At 30.2% G+C, this 20,641-nt stretch carries 19 protein-coding genes and 1 pseudogene; 10 read left to right on the plus strand and 10 right to left on the minus strand.

Features of this window, described 5'->3' with window-relative positions:
* Nucleotides 1-2 precede the first annotated feature (2 nt).
* From BMX42_RS08690 to BMX42_RS08715, 6 genes are all read left to right on the plus strand, one after another.
* Nucleotides 3-500 carry a heavy-metal-associated domain-containing protein gene (locus BMX42_RS08690; protein ID WP_091312405.1) on the plus strand — a complete coding sequence of 166 codons (498 nt, stop codon included), beginning with the start codon at nt 3-5 and terminating at the stop codon, nt 498-500.
* Complete coding sequence (locus BMX42_RS08695) at nt 500-1,315, plus strand: hypothetical protein (RefSeq protein ID WP_091312408.1); 816 nt, start codon at nt 500-502, stop codon at nt 1,313-1,315. The genes BMX42_RS08690 and BMX42_RS08695 overlap by 1 nt, the downstream gene beginning before the upstream one ends.
* A gap of 59 nt (nt 1,316-1,374) precedes the next feature.
* On the plus strand, nt 1,375-1,617 hold the full coding sequence (locus tag BMX42_RS08700) for a heavy metal-binding domain-containing protein (RefSeq protein ID WP_091312411.1): 243 nt from the start codon (nt 1,375-1,377) through the stop codon (nt 1,615-1,617).
* Nucleotides 1,618-1,690: 73 nt separating this feature from the next.
* Complete coding sequence (locus tag BMX42_RS08705) at nt 1,691-2,251, plus strand: helix-turn-helix domain-containing protein (RefSeq protein ID WP_091312415.1); 561 nt, start codon at nt 1,691-1,693, stop codon at nt 2,249-2,251.
* A 77-nt stretch (nt 2,252-2,328) separates the two neighbouring features.
* Nucleotides 2,329-4,866 carry a heavy metal translocating P-type ATPase gene (locus BMX42_RS08710; RefSeq protein ID WP_091312418.1) on the plus strand — a complete coding sequence of 846 codons (2,538 nt, stop codon included), beginning with the start codon at nt 2,329-2,331 and terminating at the stop codon, nt 4,864-4,866.
* Between the two features lie 5 nt (nt 4,867-4,871).
* Nucleotides 4,872-7,382, plus strand: a complete 2,511-nt coding sequence (locus BMX42_RS08715; RefSeq protein WP_245748278.1) for a multicopper oxidase domain-containing protein — start codon at nt 4,872-4,874, stop codon at nt 7,380-7,382.
* Nucleotides 7,383-7,773: 391 nt separating this feature from the next.
* Here the strand turns inward: BMX42_RS08715 and BMX42_RS08720 are convergent, their stop codons facing one another.
* The 5 genes from BMX42_RS08720 to BMX42_RS08740 all read right to left on the minus strand — a co-directional run bounded on the left by BMX42_RS08720 (nt 7,774) and on the right by BMX42_RS08740 (nt 11,751).
* Nucleotides 7,774-8,412: an Abi-alpha family protein gene (locus BMX42_RS08720; protein ID WP_091312420.1), complete on the minus strand. Its 639-nt coding sequence runs from the start codon at nt 8,410-8,412 to the stop codon at nt 7,774-7,776.
* 31 nt (nt 8,413-8,443) lie between these two features.
* Nucleotides 8,444-8,644, minus strand: coding sequence for a hypothetical protein (locus BMX42_RS08725; RefSeq protein WP_091312422.1), 201 nt, complete (start codon nt 8,642-8,644; stop codon nt 8,444-8,446).
* A 189-nt stretch (nt 8,645-8,833) separates the two neighbouring features.
* Nucleotides 8,834-9,283 (minus strand): hypothetical protein, encoded by a 450-nt coding sequence (locus tag BMX42_RS08730; protein WP_091312424.1) that lies wholly within the window; start codon nt 9,281-9,283, stop codon nt 8,834-8,836.
* Between the two features lie 34 nt (nt 9,284-9,317).
* Nucleotides 9,318-9,662 (minus strand): hypothetical protein, encoded by a 345-nt coding sequence (locus BMX42_RS08735; protein ID WP_091312425.1) that lies wholly within the window; start codon nt 9,660-9,662, stop codon nt 9,318-9,320.
* A gap of 292 nt (nt 9,663-9,954) precedes the next feature.
* Nucleotides 9,955-11,751 (minus strand): recombinase family protein, encoded by a 1,797-nt coding sequence (locus tag BMX42_RS08740; protein WP_091312426.1) that lies wholly within the window; start codon nt 11,749-11,751, stop codon nt 9,955-9,957.
* Between the two features lie 47 nt (nt 11,752-11,798).
* Here BMX42_RS08740 and BMX42_RS08745 point away from each other — a divergent pair.
* Nucleotides 11,799-12,914: pseudogene (locus tag BMX42_RS08745) on the plus strand (YifB family Mg chelatase-like AAA ATPase); the annotation flags it as partial.
* On the opposite strand, the gene BMX42_RS08750 reads toward BMX42_RS08745, so the two are convergent.
* Complete coding sequence (locus tag BMX42_RS08750) at nt 12,915-13,529, minus strand: Pr6Pr family membrane protein (protein WP_091312427.1); 615 nt, start codon at nt 13,527-13,529, stop codon at nt 12,915-12,917.
* Between the two features lie 201 nt (nt 13,530-13,730).
* Here BMX42_RS08750 and BMX42_RS08755 point away from each other — a divergent pair, with 201 nt between their 5' ends.
* Nucleotides 13,731-15,005 (plus strand): chloride channel protein, encoded by a 1,275-nt coding sequence (locus BMX42_RS08755; RefSeq protein WP_091312428.1) that lies wholly within the window; start codon nt 13,731-13,733, stop codon nt 15,003-15,005.
* A gap of 2 nt (nt 15,006-15,007) precedes the next feature.
* Entirely contained in the window at nt 15,008-15,616 is a 609-nt protein-coding gene (locus BMX42_RS08760) for an HPP family protein (protein WP_091312429.1), read from the plus strand.
* Here the strand turns inward: BMX42_RS08760 and BMX42_RS08765 are convergent, their stop codons facing one another.
* Genes BMX42_RS08765 through BMX42_RS08775 form a run of 3 tightly spaced genes read right to left on the minus strand, consistent with a single transcriptional unit; the run spans nt 15,617 to nt 17,321 of the window.
* Complete coding sequence (locus BMX42_RS08765; protein WP_091312430.1) at nt 15,617-16,090, minus strand: hypothetical protein; 474 nt, start codon at nt 16,088-16,090, stop codon at nt 15,617-15,619. It abuts the gene before it with no gap.
* 19 nt (nt 16,091-16,109) lie between these two features.
* Nucleotides 16,110-16,880 carry an META domain-containing protein gene (locus tag BMX42_RS08770; protein WP_091312432.1) on the minus strand — a complete coding sequence of 257 codons (771 nt, stop codon included), beginning with the start codon at nt 16,878-16,880 and terminating at the stop codon, nt 16,110-16,112.
* 15 nt (nt 16,881-16,895) lie between these two features.
* Entirely contained in the window at nt 16,896-17,321 is a 426-nt protein-coding gene (locus BMX42_RS08775; protein ID WP_091312434.1) for an META domain-containing protein, read from the minus strand.
* A gap of 149 nt (nt 17,322-17,470) precedes the next feature.
* Between BMX42_RS08775 and BMX42_RS08780 the strand changes: the two genes are divergently transcribed.
* Complete coding sequence (locus BMX42_RS08780) at nt 17,471-18,235, plus strand: oxygenase MpaB family protein (protein ID WP_091312436.1); 765 nt, start codon at nt 17,471-17,473, stop codon at nt 18,233-18,235.
* 1 nt (nt 18,236) lies between these two features.
* Here BMX42_RS08780 and BMX42_RS08785 read toward each other — a convergent pair whose 3' ends face one another.
* On the minus strand, nt 18,237-20,519 hold the full coding sequence (locus BMX42_RS08785) for a GH92 family glycosyl hydrolase (protein ID WP_091312437.1): 2,283 nt from the start codon (nt 20,517-20,519) through the stop codon (nt 18,237-18,239).
* Between the last annotated feature and the right edge of the window lie 122 nt (nt 20,520-20,641).

Here is a 20,641-nt window from a genome sequence, read left to right on the forward strand (position 1 = left end):
AAATGAAAAAAATAAACAAAGTTTATGTTTTATTAGCATCGGTTGTTTTGATGTTTTCAATGAAAAGTAATGCGCAAATTGTAAAAGCCGAAATTAGAGCAACAGGTTTAACTTGTTCAATGTGTTCAAATGCGATAAATAAACAACTTAAAGCATTACCAGAAGTTACTAATGTAGAAACTGATTTAAATACAAATACTTTCACAGTAACACTTAAAGAGGGGAATGAATTAAGTCCAAAAACATTTAAAGAAAAAGTAGAAAAAGCAGGTTTTTTCATTGGCTCATTAATAATAACTGCAAAATCAGAAACCGTTAGTAAAAGTCCTTACATTATAGTTAATGATAAAAAAAATGACGCTACTGAAGTTCAATTTCAAGTAGTTGACAAAGGGTATGTAACAGAAAAAGAGTTTAAAAAATTATCTAAATCGTATAAGGATATTGCAACTTATGTGGCTAATAGCGAAGATGATTTTCACATTAAAATTTTAAACTAATGAGGAAAATTCTTTTATTTTTTGTTGTAATAACTTGTCAAAATGTTTTTAGTCAGGAATTATTTGTAATTACCGACCCTGCAAGCAATGTTCCCGCAAATTCTCTTGGAGTTAATGTAATGCAGTCACTTTTTAAAGAAGAAATGAAATCGGGTTACAATTACCATTTTATGCCTGAAGTATCTTATGGATTAAATAAAAATATAATGTTTCGTGCTTCTGCTTTTGTTAGTAATAGAAATAATGATTTGGTTACTGAAGGTGGTAGTTTTTATACAAAATATCGTTTTTATTCTGCTGATGATTTAAATAGCCATTTTAGATTAGCAGCTTATGGAAGATATAGTTTCAACAATGCAGATATCCATCAAGAACAAATAGAAATCTTAGGACATAATTCTGGATTTGAAACAGGAATTATAGCTACAAAATTGATTAAAAAAGTTGCTATAAGTTCTTCAGTAAGTTTTGAAAAAGCATTTGATAATAAACCAAGTTATCCATTTCCTGATAATATTGGTGATAATGCTACTAATTATACACTATCTTTAGGTAAATTAATGTATCCTAAAAAGTACACCAATTACAAACAAACAAATATTAATCTAATGGTTGAATTTGTGGGACAAACTATTAATGAAAATGGTAAATCATATTTGGATGTTATGCCTGCTGTACAATTTATTTTTAATAGTCAAGCACGTTTAGATTTTGCATACCGTCAAGAACTAATTAGTTCAATGGTACGTTCTGCACCAAATGGATTTTATTTCAACCTATATTACACTTTTTTTGATTTAAAAAGTAAAAAATAATTGTTACAATAATAGAATTTCAACAACATAAATTTAATACTAATTTAAAATTTAATAAAATGAAAAATTTAATTCTTTCAGCCTCAATACTGGCTTTCGTATTGGTTTCTTGTAACCAAAAAAATGAAAAAGTAGAATCTACAGATTCCAAAACCGATACAACTCAATCAACCGAGAAAGTTCAGCCAACTGAAGCAACTACTGAGTTGTATTCTTGTTCGATGCATCCAGAAGTAACTGGAAAAAAGGGCGAAAAATGTTCTAAATGTAGTATGGAATTAACTGAGCCTGTTGCAAAGTAAATAAGCTAATTTTAACTAACCCTATTTTCAATCTAAGGGTTAGTTAAAATCATTAAGTTTAATACGTGTCCCTATGAAACTGTACATTAAAAACATGGTATGTAGCCGATGTAAAATGGTTGTCAAAACTGTGTTTGAAAATATTGGAATTATACCCATCTCAGTTGAATTGGGTGAAGTCGAATTGAAAAATGACATGCAGCAAGAGCAAAAACAGGAAGTACTAAAAAGCCTTCTTAGTATTGGTTTTGATTTAATAGACGACAAGAAAAGTAAAACTATCGATAAGATTAAAACGCTCATTATTGATTTAGTTCAGAATAAAAACAATGATTTGAAAATTAACTTATCCGATTATCTTTCACAAGAATTGCATCAAGACTATAATACCTTGAGCAATCTCTTTTCTGAGGTAGAAAACACTACTATTGAGAAGTATTTTATCAATCAGAAAATTGAAAAAGTAAAAGAGTTAATTATTTACGATGAACTCTCATTAAGTGAAATAGCCTATTCTTTAAACTATAGTAGTGTATCACATTTGAGCAACCAATTTAAAAAAGTAACAGGTTTTTCACCAACATATTTCAAGAATTTGAAATCCATCAAAAGAAAACAAATCGAAGATATATAAATCTTGCAAATCAAACCCAAAATTATGCAACTCTTATAGACAGTTATACTTGAAATTTGTATTAAAATTATAGAAAAATGATACATACATACAACATTACTGGAATGACTTGTGATGGTTGTCGCACCAAAGTCGAAAAAGCATTGAATACTATTGATGGCATTGAAGCTAAAGTTTCATTAAATCCATCCATAGCAACTATAACAATGGAAAAACACATTCCAACAACACAGTTGCAAGAAACATTATCTGCCGTTGGAAAATACACCATTGAAATGACCAATGGTAAAATGACGCAACAAGCAACAACGAATGAAACTACTGCAAAATCATGTTGTTCCGTGCACTCTCAAAGCGATAAAAAAGAAATCAATGTTCCTGTTAATGCAAGTGGCAAATATTATTGTCCAATGTATTGTGAAGGTGAAAAAGTCTATGACAAAGCGGGCGACTGCCCAGTATGTGGAATGGATTTAGTCAAAGCACCAGAGTTAACAGTTAGCAAAGTCTTATATACTTGTCCGATGCACCCCGAAGTAATTAGTGAAACAGCGGGTTCATGTCCTATTTGCGGAATGGATTTAGTACCTATGGAACCAAGTGACAGCGAAGACCAAAAAACGTACAAAGACTTGGTCAAGAAAATGAAAATAGCGGTCATATTCACTGTTCCCATTTTCGCCATTGCAATGATTGAAATGGCACATAACAATCCTTTATTAAAAATAATGGATGCCTCAAAATGGAATTGGGTGCAACTCATTTTATCTCTTCCTGTTGTTTTTTATGCTTGTTGGATATTTTTTGTTCGAGCATGGAAATCCATCATAACATGGAATTTGAATATGTTTACCCTTATCGGAATTGGTACAGGAGTGGCATTTCTGTTTAGTTTAGTCGGAATGTTTTTCCCTGATATTTTCCCAAGTGAATTCAAGACAGAACACGGTACTGTACTACTATACTTCGAAGCTACAACAGTTATTCTAACTTTAGTTTTGTTAGGACAATTATTAGAAGCCAGAGCGCATAGTCAAACCAGCGGGGCAATAAAAGCATTATTAAAACTCGCACCTACTGAAGCTACTTTGGTTATTGATGGAAGCGATAAAATAATATCAATCCACGATATCAAAAAAGGTGATTTATTACGAGTAAAACCTGGTGATAAAATTCCTGTAGATGGAAAAATAACCGATGGAGAAAGTAGCATTGATGAAGCCATGATTACAGGCGAACCAATACCAGTTGATAAAAAGAAAGATGATAATGTAATTGCTGGAACAATTAACGGTAATAAATCATTTGTAATGGTGGCTGAAAAAGTAGGTTCAGAAACCTTGCTTTCTCAAATCGTGCAAATGGTAAATGATGCTTCTCGTTCAAGAGCGCCAATTCAAAAATTAGCCGATAGTATCGCAAAATATTTTGTACCAGTTGTTGTAATTATTTCAGTTATTACCTTTTTCGTTTGGGCAAAATTTGGTCCCGAACCTGCTATGGTTTATGGTTTTATAAACGCCATCGCTGTATTGATTATAGCGTGTCCCTGTGCGTTAGGTTTGGCAACTCCAATGTCTGTAATGGTGGGCGTGGGTAAAGGTGCACAATCTGGCGTTTTGATAAAGAATGCTGAAGCTTTGGAAAATATGAATAAAGTAAATGTTTTAATTACAGATAAAACAGGAACTATCACTGAAGGAAAACCATCTGTCGAAAAAATTTATTCAACCGATAACAAAGAGGAAGATTTATTACAAAGTATCGCTTCATTAAACCAATATAGTGAACATCCATTAGCACAAGCTGTAGTCAATTATGCTAAATCAAAAACAGTTTCATTAATTGAAGTTAAAGACTTTGAAGCTGTTGCAGGAAAAGGAGTTACTGGAACAGTGACGAATAAAAAAGTGGCATTAGGGAATAAAAAGTTAATGGAGCAAGTCAAAGCAACAGTTTCTGACGATTTAGAAAACAAAATCATAGCAGAACAAAAATTAGGAAAAACCGTTTCATATATCTCTGTTGATGGCGTTGCAGTTGGTTTTGTATCAATTACAGATGCAATTAAAATATCGAGTAAAGAAGCCATAAAAGAGCTAATGCGACAAGGAGTCGAAGTAATTATGTTAACTGGTGACAATGTAAATACAGCCAAAGCTGTTGCTGATGAATTAAACTTATCATCTTACAAAGCAGGTTGTTTGCCCGAAGATAAATTAAACGAAATTAAACGTTTACAGTCCGAAGGGAAAATTGTAGCAATGGCAGGCGATGGTATAAACGATGCACCAGCATTAGCACAAGCAGATATTGGAATTGCAATGGGAACAGGAACAGATGTAGCTATTGAAAGTGCCAAAATTACTTTAGTAAAAGGAGATTTACAAGGAATTGTAAAAGCCAAAAATTTAAGCCATGCTGTTATGAAAAACATTAAGCAAAATCTATTTTTTGCCTTTTTCTATAATGTGTTAGGAGTTCCAATTGCAGCAGGCGTTTTATATCCTTTTTTCGGTATTTTATTATCGCCAATGATTGCAGCTTTGGCAATGTCATTTAGTTCCGTATCAGTAATTGTAAATGCATTACGATTACGAAATTTAAAACTTTAAATAAAATGAAAAATATAACCCTAATAGCATTTCTCATAATTTTATGTTCTTTTGCAAATGCTCAAGTCAAAACGCAACAGACTTTTTATACATGTGTTATGCATCCCGAAATCCATTCACCTAAACAAGGAAATTGCCCAAAGTGTGGAATGGTATTGGTAAAAGAAAAGCCAAAAGTTATTAAGAAAAAAGCAGTTCCTCAAAAGGCTAAAACACAAAATACTAAGAAAGAAAACCCTAAGAAAAAAATTGCTGTAAATGATAGTGTTTCTTATCAAAAAAAGATTGAAAAAGTAGAACCAAAACAAACTACGATTATATTAAAAAATGAACCTTCAAAAACAGTTCGTTATGACTTATATGTTCGTGATACCATTGTCAGTTTTTCAGGTAAACAAAAGCGTGCCATAGCTGTAAACGGACAAATACCAATGCCTACATTAACATTTACCGAAGGAGACATTGCAGAAATTTATGTGCACAACGAATTAGACGAAGAAACGGCAATGCACTGGCATGGTTTGTTTTTGCCTAACAAAGAAGATGGTGTGCCTTATTTGACACAAATGCCAATCAAACCACACACAACACACAAATATACATTTCCAATTATTCAAAGCGGTACACACTGGTATCATAGCCATTCAGGATTACAGGAGCAAATAGGAATGTACGGTTCGTTTGTTATGAATAAAAGAAATGAAGACCCAACTTTTAGAAAAGGCATTGACGATTTACCAACGGTTCCTGTCATTTTAAGCGAATGGACAGATTTAAAACCTGAAAACGTTCACCGTATGTTACACAATGCTACCGATTGGTTTGCTATCAAAAAAGGAACAACACAAAGTTATGCAGAAGCTATAAGAAATGGACATTTCAAAACCAAAGTTACTAACGAATGGAAACGAATGAATGCTATGGATGTAAGCGATGTCTATTATGAAAAGTTTCTAATCAATGGTAAAAATGAAAGCCAACTATCACAATTTAAAGGTGGTGATAAAGTTCGACTTCGCATTGCTAATGGTGGTGCATCTTCTTATTTTTGGTTAACTTATGCAGGTGGTAAAATCACAGTAGTTGCCAGTGATGGTAACGATGTTGAACCTGTTGAAGTTGATAGATTGTTAATTTCTGTATCTGAAACGTACGATATTATAGTTACAATTCCTGCGGATAATACTTCTTATGAGTTTTTAGCAACTCCTGAAGATAGAACAAAATCTGCATCATTATATGTTGGTAATGGTATTAAGCAATTAATTTCTCCTTTGCCAAAATTGAAATATTTTGAAGGTATGAAAATGATGAATGGGATGATGAAGATGAACGGAGATTTGGACGATATGGGAATGCAAATGTCATTAAACCAAATGGATATGAATGTAGTTATGTATCCCGAGATAACTGGTAGTGTTGCAAAAGAGAATAGCAATGACAATATGGAAATGAGTAATGACCATTCCAATCACAATCAATACAATGCAAATGCGTTATCAAATATTACAACACTTAACTATGCAATGCTAAAATCCACAGAAAAAACAACTTTGCCAAAAGATGTGCCTGTAAAAGAACTTCGTTTTGAATTATCTGGAAATATGAATCGTTATGTTTGGAGTTTAGACAATAAAGTAATTTCGGAAACCGATAAAATACTTATTAAGAAAGGAGAAAACGTTAGGATAACGCTTCATAATGGTTCAATGATGCGTCATCCAATGCATTTACATGGTCACGATTTTAGAATTATTAATGGACAAGAAGATTATGCTCCTTTAAAAAATATAATGGATTTAATGCCAATGGAAACCAATGTAATTGAGTTCAATGCAAATGTTGAAGGCGATTGGTTTTTTCATTGTCACATTCTGTATCATATGATGGCTGGAATGGGAAGAGTTTTTACTTATGAAAACCAAGCATCAAATCCACTAATTTCTAATCCTAAATTAGCTCAAAGAAAATTATTTGCTGATGATAGAGCTTTTCATTTTATGGCAGAAAATGATTTTGCAACCAATGGTAATGATGGTATGGCAATGATGCAAAATACTCGTTGGAGTTTAGGTGCGGAATGGCGTTTAGGATATGAAGATATGCACGGTTATGAAGCTGAATTTCATTTAGGAAGATATATTGGAAAAATGCAATGGTTAATGCCTTTTGTAGGTTTCGATTGGAGATACAGAAAAATGGATGGAGAGATGGAAGAAAACATTTTTGGACAAGTAAATACGAAAGATAGAAGAGCTGTTTTGAGTTTAGGTGTGAATTATACATTACCAATGCTAGTTATTGCACAAGCTGAAGTATTTCAAGATGGAAATGTAAGATTACAGTTAATGAGAGAAGACATTCCAATTTCAAAACGTTTAAGAATGGGATTTATGGTAAATACCGATACAGAGTTTATGCTTGATGCAAGATATATTTTAAAAAGAAACCTTAGTGTAAGAACACATTACGATAGTGATATGGGATTCGGCTTAGGATTGAATTTGAATTACTAAATGAGTATCAAGATTTCTGAATTTCTTAGAGTAAGGAAAACGGTCAAAAGATTATAAAAAGCAGTTTACAAATATTTAAATCCTTTGAAATAAGCTAATAAAAAATTTGAGTTTGGTTTTCATAATTTCGATAGTTAGCTTCATAATATTCTTTGTATCGATTAACAACATCAACATTGCTTTGAGTAGCTGTATAATCAACTTAATCTTTTTCTAATATATATTCATTAAGTTTTGTATTTAAAGAATCGATATTTTCATGCATCATTGATTTATCAGATTCTAAATCAGTTATAATGTCATCAAATGATTTGATTTTTTCTGTTGTGTATAGTTATTATAAACTGAAAAACTTAGAATACAAAGTAATAGAATACTAATCCAATTTGTTTTAATTCTTTTCATTATCTAATTTTTTAATTTTACAACTTATTACAAACTCTTCACCAAGTTCTGTAATAACATAATTTAGGTTCTTGTTTTGTTCATTTTGAAGATAATCAAAACTATTTCCAAAATCATCTTTGTAAAAAACAGTTTCTAAACTAGTTACTATTTTAATTAATCCTAATCTTTGAAGATTTTGAATGTTTAAATTTTTTAACGAAATAATAAATGGATTGTTTATTTTTTTTTCAAATAAATCATCTAATTCAATAACTTCATTTGTAGATAATTGACTTAATATATAAGGAAATACAGATGATTCAAATCTTTCTTTTTCACTAACTATGTTTACTAATAAATTACACCATTTTTCTTGAAGCGTATTATCCTCTTCAAGACTAGAATATTCTAATAATGGTACAAGTGTTTTTAATGAGATTTGTTTAATAGAGATATTATTTTGAATGCAAATTTCTTGTGCTTTTGAAAGCATTTTTATTTGATTTTTCAATCTAAACAATCTAATTTTATCACTCATTAATAATCCAGTTTCTTCAAGAGTTGAACCAACAAGTTTTTCAACAAAACCTTTTACTAAATCAATTCCTTTTTCAACTGCAGTTGAGGTTATGTCAATATTCACACTAATTTGATTTTAACGATTTCAAATATTATTAACCTAATAAATTTTCTTTAAACATATTTAATATTGTATTTCCATCAATGAAAATGGTATGTTCATTGTTGTTATTCATTTTAATAAATAAAGTATTTCCATCAAGTATACTTACTTCACTTATTAAATTTGAATTAATAATTATTTTTTTATTAGTGTCACCTAATGCTAATATTCTAACTGTAATAAAATTATCCATTTATTTATTTTTTAAAAAATTTGTTTTACAATTATACAAAAAAAATAGCAGCTGTTACGCTGCTATCTAATTTATCATCTGAATCTTGAATACTTTACAAATAATATCATCATTTGACATCAACTAATATTTTACAAACTCCTTTGTTATCGCTACTTTTTGAATCAACTGTTACAATATATCTCATAATTAGAATACTTTATATTCAACCCATTCACCATTTTTATATATTTCAGCTTTAATCCATTTATCCTTTGTGATAGGGTATAAGCTACCAAACCATTCTGATGGTTTTCCACCTTGTTCAACACCAACTCTAACCATTTGTTCAGCAAATGTTGGATTCATTTTTGCAATATGAACTAATTTATTCCAAGAGTATAAACCGATTTCTTTAACTTCAATTCTAGCACAACCAAACATTTCAAGTTGTTCATCAAATGTTAATTTGGTAGTATTACCAAATTCATCAAAAACCATTTTCGTTGCTGTTTTTTCCCAGATTGGATTTGATGAAACCCAAGCACAAGCTTTTTCTTTTTTATTGTAAACACTTGCTGTTGCTAAATTAATTTTGCCGCTTTGAATGATTTCATCAATTCTTACTTCTGGTGTATAATGGAAATATTTTTTAGTCATAATATTCAAAAGTTACAAATTATTTATTTCAATCTTATTTTTCTTTCATTACTAATCCATTTTCATTTTGGACTAATTTTACATTTGCTGCAGCTGAACCAGAATCAACAAATTTTGAATTGAAATCTAATAAGATTCTCAAATTTATCAGTTTTTCATAACTAATACTTCTTAAATCAATATTAAAAGAAATTCCATTACCGTTTTTCTTTTCAATCATTATTAGTTCAGTTTCGCCAGTTAATTTTACTATTCTAGTTTCTAAACCTGTTTCAACTTCTTCAGCAACAATATTGAATATGTGAACATTTTCTTCATTATATACTTTATATTTTTCAATAAATGTTCCGTTTAAATTTGTGTTTGTAATTAGTTTCATAATGCTATAATTTAAATGTTTATATTATTTTTTTTTTTGTTATTTCTGTTACAATATTATAAGTTTTAAACTTACCAGCCAAATCTCAAAAATGGTCAAAATGCTTGAAAAAGACCAAATAAAACAATTCGGTTAGTAGTTGAGGTTAAAGTATTGAAAACAAATGGTTTAATATTCTGGAAAAATCTTGAAAAAAGTTAATTTTTAACAAAATTTTAACATGGTATTTTGCCAAATAAAACAATTTGATAAGCAGTTTTAACCATATAAAACAAGATGGCATTTTTGATGATTATTTATCTAATTCTGGATTTAAATAAATGTGATTTTCTTCATCGATTATTATCCATTTATAGTTCAATAATCCGTTTATATTTTCTTCATTAAAATTTGCTTGCTCAATGCAAAAATTAATTCCATTCATTACAGCAGATTTATTTTTAAGAATATGATTTTGAAAAAATGGTTCTTTATCAATTGATTTAATTTCAAAGTATTTGTAAGTTCTTATTTTGGTGTATAGATGTTTTCTTGCAAGTTTATTATTGATTACGATTTTGATTGGTGTTATTAGTTCAATTCCATTAATTTTAATAAAATAGGTTAATAATGAAAATGTATCATCAACTTTATTAATAATGATTTTTGAAATCATTTGTCTAAAAATGTTTCTTAATTCAGTTCTATTATCTTTTGCATTTTTGATTACATCAAATGAATTATAGTTTTCATTATAGTTTAATAATGCTTGTTTAATTTCCAATTCATGTTTCTTTTTGATTCTAATTTTTTCTTTGATAGAATCGATTTCAATTTTTATTTTATCACCCATTTGATTTAATTTTTCAATTGGGAAATTTCCTTTGTTACCAACGTAAAGTTCAAGCAATCTATTTTGTTCATTTTCTTTTATTGATAAATCATTTTTGAAAGAAATAATTTCTGTTGAAATATTATCTAAATCTGAAACTAAATTATTTTTTAAATCGTTTGGGTTTTCAATATAACTTGTTAAATCGGTTGAAAGAAAAATGTTGTAAAAAACTGATTCCGCTAATGATAAATTGATATTTGAATTTTCACATACGTTTCTTACTTTATTACATAAGCATCTGTATATTTTACTTCCTTTTTCATTTGGTTGATACACACCAATATATTTTGTTCCGCAAACACCACAATAAATAAGATTCTTTAACAAGTAGGTATAAAGTATATCGGTTTTAGTACTTCTATTTGAGATTGTTTTTTTACATTCATTTTGAACTTCTTCATCAATGATTTTTGGTGTGTTATATGTAACACCTTGATAAAGTCCTTTGCCAACGTATATTGGATTTTTCAGAATTTGTCTAACTGTCATGTCATTCCATACAATAGTTGAAGCATCCATCTTGATTTGAGTATTACGCATTTTAATACCCTTATCTTTATGTGTTTTATGTATTCTGGTAGGAATATCCATTTGATTTAATTTTTGCGCTATTACATAGCTACCATTGCCAGATAATGCCATATCATAAATCATCTTTACAACTTCAGCTTCTTCTTCATCAATGGTTAATATTTTATCTACGTTTTTATATCCGTAAGCAAGGTTTGATGTTGGAACAATTCCATTTTTAGTGATTTTTTCCAGTTTACCAGACTTCATCCTAATTTTGGTTTGCTTTGCTTCCATATCAGAAAATTCAATTGCAATACTCAACATAATTTGAGCAAAATTATTTCTTGAACCATCATCATTAAGTGTTTTAATTGGTGGGTTCTGAATTGATATTTGAACTTGTGAATCTGATATTTTTTCTATTATTTCTTTTGTAGTTCTGGGATTACGTCCAAGCCTTGAAACCTCTGTAACATACACACAGTCAAAATATGTAGAATTAGCTGAGATTGTATTTAATAACTTTGTCATTTCTGGACGGTCTTCACTTTTTTTATATCCAGAAACTTTTTCTGCAAATAGTTCAATTTCACTATCTTTATAACCATTAATTTTTATAATTCTAGTTAAATCACTTATTTGACGTTCGTAGTCTTGCTTATCAGCAGTTGAAACCCTTGCAAATATGGCTACTTGTCCCATGATTTTATCATTTAATATTTTTACAAATCTATTACATAAACTAATTAAATGCAAATGAAGCGGCCATTGTTGATGGAATTGATGTGTATGGCGTGGATAATGTGTTGCAAGTCATTAATTTTTTTGAAGGAAAAGAAACTTTAATTCCGACAGTAATTGATACTAAAGAAGAATTTTCCAAAAACTTAGAATTTCCAGAATTCGATTTTGCTGATGTAAAAGGGCAGGAGTCTATTAAAAGATGTATGGAAATTGCAGCCGCTGGTGGACATAATATTATTTTAATTGGTCCACCTGGAGCTGGAAAAACTATGCTAGCGAAACGTTTACCAAGTATTTTGCCACCAATGAGCATGCATGAAGCTTTAGAAACGACTAAAATTCATTCGGTTACTGGTAGAATTAAAGATACAGGATTACTAACACAACGGCCATTTCGTGCTCCGCATCATACGGCAAGTTCGGTAAGTTTAGTCGGCGGCGGAAGTTATCCACAACCTGGAGAAATTTCTTTAGCACATAATGGCGTTTTATTTTTAGATGAATTACCCGAATTTAAACGTGAAGTGTTAGAAGTCATGCGACAACCTTTGGAAGACAGAGAAGTGACCATCGCTAGAGCTAAATTCACCATTACTTATCCGTCTTCATTTATGTTAGTGGCAAGTATGAATCCGAGTCCGAGTGGATTTTTTAACGATTCGAAATCTGCTTCAAACGCTTCTCAAATGGAAATGCAACGGTATTTGAGTAAAATTTCTGGTCCATTATTGGATAGAATCGACATTCATATAGAGGTTACACCAGTACCTTTCGAAAAATTATCGGAAACCAGAAAAGCGGAGAGTAGTGTTGAAATCAGAAAACGTGTTACAGCTGCTAGGAACCTTCAAACACAACGTTTTGAAAACTACAATCACATTCATTACAATGCGCAAATGAGTAGTAAATTGATTCGAGAATATTGCGCTTTAGATGAAGCTTCGTTACAATTATTGAAAACCGCAATGGAACGTTTGAATTTATCCGCGCGTGCTTATGATAGAATTTTAAAGGTTTCCCGAACTATCGCTGATTTAGAAAATTCTGAAAATGTGTATTCACATCATATTGCCGAAGCCATACAATACAGAAGTTTAGACAGAGAAGGTTGGTTGGGTTAATTACAATTTACGAGTTTTGTTTCCAACAAAAATTAAAGCGCCCATTATAAATAGGAAAAATAAACTGACTAATACAGAGTTAATTAGAACTTGAGGATAACCAATTTCAGTTACATGAATAAATGGATAAGGATAAAAACCTGAAAAATGCCCTCGAATGATGATGTAAATAAAGTAACCTATTGGATACCAAAGCCAAATAGTAATATCTTTAAAAATTAAATCAGTTTTAGTTGCGAATTTCAACCAATATAAAAAAACAAAAAGTGGAATTACAGAATGTAATAACTCGTCAACAATCCTTTGTATTCCGGTTGGTTGCCAAGTACCTCTTAATATGAATTGATAGATTAATCCGACTACTAAAATAAAAGCAGTTAACGCGGTTATATTGCCGTTTTTGGAAAATTTTGAGAGAAATGAATTCTTAAAAATTGAAATTCGAGAAGTGAAATATAAAACAACTAATATATTGGTGGTAATGGTGAAATAGCTGAAAAATCTAATAATGGTTTCTGTAACTTCAGCTTGTCTGTTTTGAATCATTAAAATAAATTGCCCAATAATCGCCAACCAACCTAAAAAGAAACCAATTGAATCTATGTATTTTTTCATATTATGTTTGTTTATAGTGAGTTATATTATTTATGCTGCATTCAAAAATACAAAACAAAGTTTAAATTTTGTATTAAAAGGACTAATTTATTAAGATTAATAGTATGTAAATTAAAATATGATAAAGTAATCTTAAAATTATGATAATTACAATTTTCACTACATATTTTGACTATTTTTGTAGCACAACATTCACTACTTATGTCACTTAATATAAAAATAACACCTCAATTTAAGGTGATTCAAAAATTGGTACTAGTTTCAATATTAATTGGATTTTTAGCGTCTTTCTTAGCGGTTTCTTTAAAAAGAATTACAGAACATTACGAAGATATTTTTTTCTTAAAAGCGGTAGAGCTTAATTTTTTATACTTTTTATTTCCACTTTTTGGATTAACTATTATTTACTTTTTGCGTAAGTATTTGTTCAAAAACAAGGAAAATAAAGGAATTAAAGAGATATTTGAATGTACGGAAAGTCCAAATAAAAATTTACCGGTTTATAAAATTCCATCACACTTTATCAATGGATTTTTCACAGTAATTTTTGGTGGTTCTACTGGAATTGAAGTTTCTACGGTCGTTTCTTCTGCTACAATTGGATCAGTTGCACAACGAAAAGCGAATTTTCTACACGAATATAAAACAGAATTAATTTGTGCCGGAATTGCAGCTGGAATAACAGCTCTATTTTGCAGTCCAATTGCAGGAATTTTGTTTTCTGTTGAAGTTATTTCAAGAAAAGTAAATAGAACTTTATTATTTACCAATTTCATTGCGGTTTTTGTAGCTTCATTATTGGTTTATGTTTTAGACGAACCAACTTTGTTTGCTATTAAAATCAGTACTTGGCACATTCATGCGATTCCATATTTTGCTATTTTAGGTGTTTTAGCGGGTATAAATTCTGTTTTCTTGACTAAAAGTGTGTTGTTCTTTAAATCTCAATTCATAAAAATTGAAAAAAATCAGAATAAAGTTTTAATCGGAACTGTAATTATTGGTGCTGCTATTTTATTATTACCAATTTTATATGGTGATAGTTATCACGGAGTTAAAGAAATATTATCACATCCAAATTCTAATTTCTCGCTAAAATTCTTCCTTTCTATTTTCGGGATTTTATTATTGAAACCAGTAATTACGGCTATAACTTTAGCTTCTGGTGGTGATGGTGGTGTTTTTGCGCCAAGTATTGTTATTGGTGCATTTTTGGGGTTTTTTGTTGCGACATTTCTAAACACGTTTTTTAATGCGAATGTGTTGCCAATCAATTTTATCATTATTGGAATGGCAGCGTTATTGAGTGCTAGCATTCATGCGCCATTTACTTCTTTGTTTTTAGTTTGTAGTATCGTAAACGATTACACATTGTTTGTTCCGATTTTATTAGTTTGTTTGATTTCAAAATACACTGCTAAATATATTTTTCCACACACGGTTTATAGTTATAATTTGAATCCTATTAAAGCATAAATATGCCAATTAAAAGAATAAAACGAGGATATAGAAAAACTAGATATATCTTTTATAAAGAAACGTTAATCGACTTTAAAGAGCATTTTTGGTCGTTTATCGGTTCGTTTTTCGGAATTGGAATTATTGCGTATTTGCAAAGTCAAACTTTAGAAACTTCTGATGTTGTTTTTCTAATTGGTTCTTTTGGAGCCTCGAGTGTTTTGGTTTATGGAGTCATTCAAAGTCCGTTAGCACAACCTCGAAATTTGGTAGGTGGACATTTAGTTTCTGCAATTATTGGAGTTACAGTTCAAAAGCTAATTCCAGATATTTTATGGATTTCTGCACCATTAGCGGTTTCGTTATCTATTGTTTTTATGCAAATTACAAAAACGCTTCATCCACCAGGTGGAGCAACGGCTTTGATTGCGGTTACAGGCTCCGTTGCTATAAAAAAAATGGGGTATTTTTACGTGATTTCTCCTGTTTTAAGTGGCGTTCTGATTTTGCTTGTAGTTGCCATTATTTTCAACAACATGACTGCAAATAGGATATATCCAGTAAACAAAAAATTTGGAAATATCAGAAACAGAATCCTGATATTTCCAAATTATTTAAGAAAGAAGTAACTATTTTTTGTTACATTCTGTTTTTGTTAAAGGCATTTTTGAAGTAAAACTTAGATGAGTTGCATCTTTAAAAGTTGTTCCATCTTCATTTAAATCTCCATATCCTTCAATTATTTTATCATCTTCAACTTTAAAAGCAACTTCTCTTACGCTTTCTTTTCCTTCAGATTGAAAAGTGTATTTACCTAGTAGAATTCCATCATTTAATTTTCCTGAGAAACTCCCAGAATTTTTATCTTTTTCGGCATAAGCATAATTCAGATTTCCTTTGATTTCTTCTCCATTTTCGGTGATCTCAAAAGAAACGTTGTTTTTTCCATCATTAAAAATATAACATCCTAAGTCTAATTGTGGAGTTACTTTTTCATCCGTTACAACTTCTTGCGGAGTTGAATTTTCTATTTTTTCTACTTCTTTCTTTTTACAATTTAACATCGTTAATGCTGTAAAAAATAAAATTGTTAATTTCTTCATGTTTTTAATTTTTTAGATGTTAATCAACTTTTTTAAAAATTATTTTTTTCCCTGAAGGATTCGATAAAATTAATCTGTTTTCTCCAATAGAATAGGTTGTAACACTTTCAAGCGCCTTTATTAATTCTGGCTCTTTGTTATTTTCTCCACACGACATTTTAGTTGATGCAATATTGATAAATCGAAGTTTTCCTTTTTCAAAAAAGATAGCTCCATTTGTTCTATTACAACCTAAAAGTCCTGAAAACTTGTTTGTATTTGAATAAATTTCTATTAAAGGTAATATTGTATTGAAATTTTCTTTATTGGCTTTTTCACCATTAAGTTCTTCTAAAACCCAAATGTCGTGCAAGCGATAATCTGTAATATAGTGTCCGCAACCGTCAATTTTTTCAAATTTAGAAGCTGCATTTTTCTTAAATTCAACAGAAACGGTGTATGGGGAAACTTCTCCTGACATTTGATTGACACATTCTTTTTGTGAAATTTGAATGTTGAACTGAGCGGATTCGGTTTTTATTTTATACATTTTCACATTGCTATCCATTGCTAAAATAGGCTTCGAGTGAGGCATAAAAATAGAATCTTCAGGAGTTTTGTAAACAATTTTATCATCAGAAATTAAAATGCTCCAAAAAGGTTCTGTTCCGCTAGCTTTAAAATAGGGAATTATTCCTGAGTCATTTGTTATTTTTGTGTTTGAATTGGTATTGTTATTGGTTGAAATCGAAGCTGTTTTACAACTAAAAAGAGTAAAAAGTAAAATTCCTAAGTATATTAATTTATTCATTTTTTGGACTGTAAATTATTTGGCTATTTTTTTGAATCGCATCATTGGAACATCATCTTTGTTTAAAAATAGTTTGCCTTCATTGTCAATGTAATAATTGTTTACTTCTTTTATCATTTTTAAGAAAACTTGTTCTCCACCGCCTTCGCAATATCTCATTGTTGTTGGAAAATTTTCATCAAATTTAATTTTCTGACCCTCTGAAGTGTATTTCGTTGCAAAACCATTGCAACCCGTTGTTCCACTAACTTCTTTACTTGTAGTGTTGAATGTAATTTGTGGTTTGTTTTCAGGAAATAAACCTTCAAAAGTAATTCTTGGACCTGTTATGTATTCTAACTCCCAAGTTTCATTTGAAAGTACTGCTGTGCTTTTTAATGTTGTGCAACCGCTTAAAATTAGTGTTAATAAGCAAATGAAAAGTTGTGTGTGTTTTTTCATATTCTATATTATTAAAATTGATAAAAAATTTAACTAAAGGTAATAAAAATATTTAATTAAATAGAAATATAACATTATTTGTAAGTTAAATATTATCTAAAATTGTAATATAGCTCTGTTGAAATTCTATTTTTTGTATATTTGATTTTATGAAGAACTTTGTTGAAAATGAATCGGTTGTTAGAAAAATATGGGGGAAAAGTGATACCATACTTTTTATTTTTGCAGGAGCTTCCGCAGAATTCGCACTTAATAAAGCTGTAGATTGGCTTTATTTTACCGGTAAATTACCTTCAGATCCTTTAGGCCGACTTTTTTCTACTGTTCGATATGCTAGAAAAATTGTTTTTTCCTCATTAGATGATGCTAATAATGCTATTGATACGATGCGAAAAATTCATTCGTCAGTTGAAAAAAATAGAGGAGATGTCATTCCAGATTGGGCTTACAGAGATGTTTTGTTTATGTTAATTCATTATTCTATTGCGGCTTATGAATTGTTAGAGCAAAAATTAACTGATTCAGAAAAAGAAGAAGTTTACAATGTTTTTTATCGTGTTGGAATAAGAATGGGATTGAAAGAATTGCCAGATAATTATATTGATTGGCTTCCAGTGAGAGAATCGCATTTAATGGAGAATTTACAGAAAAGTAATTTCACCATAGATTTATTCAAACAATACAGAAAACATCTTGGTGCGATGCGTTACAAAGTCTTGTTGGAAGGGCAGAAGTTAGTCGTGCCAAACCGAGTAAAAGAGTTGATGCATTTCAGTAATTTTTCACTAATTACACCACTCGTTCCGATTTATAAATTTAGTAAATTGATAAAAATGGACGGGTTTATTAAAATGATCTTACTTCCTTCGGATTACAAATCGCAAATTGATGAGTTAGATATTCATAAAGATTAATTTATTTTTTAGGTTTCGAACTCATATAAAAAGTCAAATTACCTCCATTCACGATATCACTGTGTTTGATAAATAAATTGGGTTGCACTTTTCCGTTAAGTATTACTTTTTGAACATAAATATTTTTATCGTTTTGATTTTTTACTTCAACTGTAAAGTTTTTTCCATTTTCTAAAGTCAAAATCGCATTATTTACTGATGGTGAACCAATGGCATATTCATCAGAACCTGGAGCAACTGGGTAAAATCCTAAAGAAGAAAAAATATACCAAGCACTCATTTGTCCGCAATCGTCATTTCCACCTAAACCATCTGGAGTAGGTTTGTATTGCATTTTCATGATTTTTCTAACTTGAGCTTGTGTTTTCCAAGATTCATTTGTCCAATTATAAAAATAAGCAACATGATGAGCAGGCTCGTTTCCGTGAACATAGCCACCTATAATTCCTTCACGAGTAATATCTTCGGTTTCTGCAAAGAAAGAATCTGGTAAATGCATTGAGAATAAAGTATCTAAACGCGATGAAAATTTATTTTTTCCACCCATTTTTTCAATTAATTCTGTTGGATTATGAGGTACGAAAAAGCTGTAATTCCAACTATTTCCTTCAATAAAACCTTGACCATGAGTTGATAGCACATCAAAATTACTTTTGAAAGTTCCATCTGCTAATTTAGGTTGCATGAATCCAGTTTCAGCATTGAAGTTGTTCTTCCAGTTTGCAGAACGTTTTATAAATTCTTCATAAATATCTTGACGGTTTAATTTTTTGGCAATTTGCGCAATACACCAATCGTCATAAGCATATTCTAAAGTGTTTGAAACCGAAATACCACTTTTTTCTGCAGGAATAAATCCTAAATCCATGTAATTTCCAATTCCTTCATAATTTCTGTGTTTGGCTGTTGTGACACAAGCCTCTAAGGCCTCATTTGGATTACCTTTATAAACATCTTTTATTATTGCATCAGCAATTACAGAAACACTATGATAACCGCTCATACACCAATTGTCGTTACCATAATGCGACCAAATTGGCAACATGTGTAAAGCACTTTGATTGTAATGAGCCATCATCGATTTAATCATATCATTGTTGCGTGAAGGTTGAATAATATTGAAAAATGGATGCAATGCGCGATAGGTATCCCAAAGTGAAAACGTACCATAATTAGTGAAATCCTTAGCAGTGTGAATTCCTTGATCTAAACCTTTATATTGTCCGTTAATATCAGTGTAAACCGTCGGGTTTATAAAAGTGTGATACATGGCAGTATAGAAATTTACTTTTGTGTCTTCAGAAGCATTAATGACAATTTTATTTAATTCGGAATTCCATTGTTTTTGTGCATTTTCTTTTACTTTTTCGAAATTCCAATCTTTAATTTCAGCTTGCATATTTTCCAAAGCATTTTCTTGACTAACAGAAGATAAAGCGAATTTAATTTGAATTTTTTCTGCTTCATTTGTTTTAAAATCAAAATACATTCTGATATTTTTTCCAGCAATTTCTGGGAAGTTCTTAGATTCATCAAATTTTCTCCAAAAACCTCTATAGGGTTGTTTGTCATCGTAATTTTTTTGTCCGTAATTGATAAAAGGTTTTGAAAATGACATCGCAAAATAAACTGTTCTGGTTCGTGCCCAACCATTGGTTTGTCGGAAACCCGTTATTAAAGTATCATTCACCACTCGAACATACGTCCAAACGTTTTTCTCTTTGTAATTATAAATCCCGGACATTAAGTCTAATATAATATGACTTTCATCAGATTTAGGAAAGGTGTATTGTTGCATTCCAACACGAGTTGTGGTAGTCATTTCAGCCAAAATGTTATCGTCATCTAATTTGACTTTGTAATAACCTGCTTCAGCTATTTCATTGGCATGAGAAAACGCAGAACGAAATCCACTTTTTGGATTAGAAGCTGTTCCAGGATTTAATTGCAATTTCCCTTGTGTTGGCATAATTAGAAAATCTCCCAAATCGGAATGTCCTGTTCCACTTAAATGTGTCTGACTAAAGCCTACAATTGTTTTGTCTTCATATCTATAACCTGCACAGTATTTGTAAACATCTCCATTATATTTCCCATTTAATTCATACGAAATAGTATCCGTTTCTGGACTTAATTGCACCGCTCCAAACGGAACAGTTGCTCCTGGATAGGTATGTCCCATTTTTTCTGTACCAATAATTGGTTTTACATATTTTACTAAATTTTGTTGCGCATTTGTGGTAAAATAGGATAGAAGTAAAAGTAGTGTTGAAAATTTTTTCATATTAATTTTTCATAAAGATTTCTCGAATTCAAAAACGGAAAGATCTTGTAATTATTAATTAGTTTAAGGCTTTAATATCAATAAGGTAAATTTAGAATTAAATATAACAAGGACAAAATCCA

The organism is Flavobacterium terrigena, from assembly GCF_900108955.1.
Lineage (GTDB): Bacteria > Bacteroidota > Bacteroidia > Flavobacteriales > Flavobacteriaceae > Flavobacterium > Flavobacterium terrigena.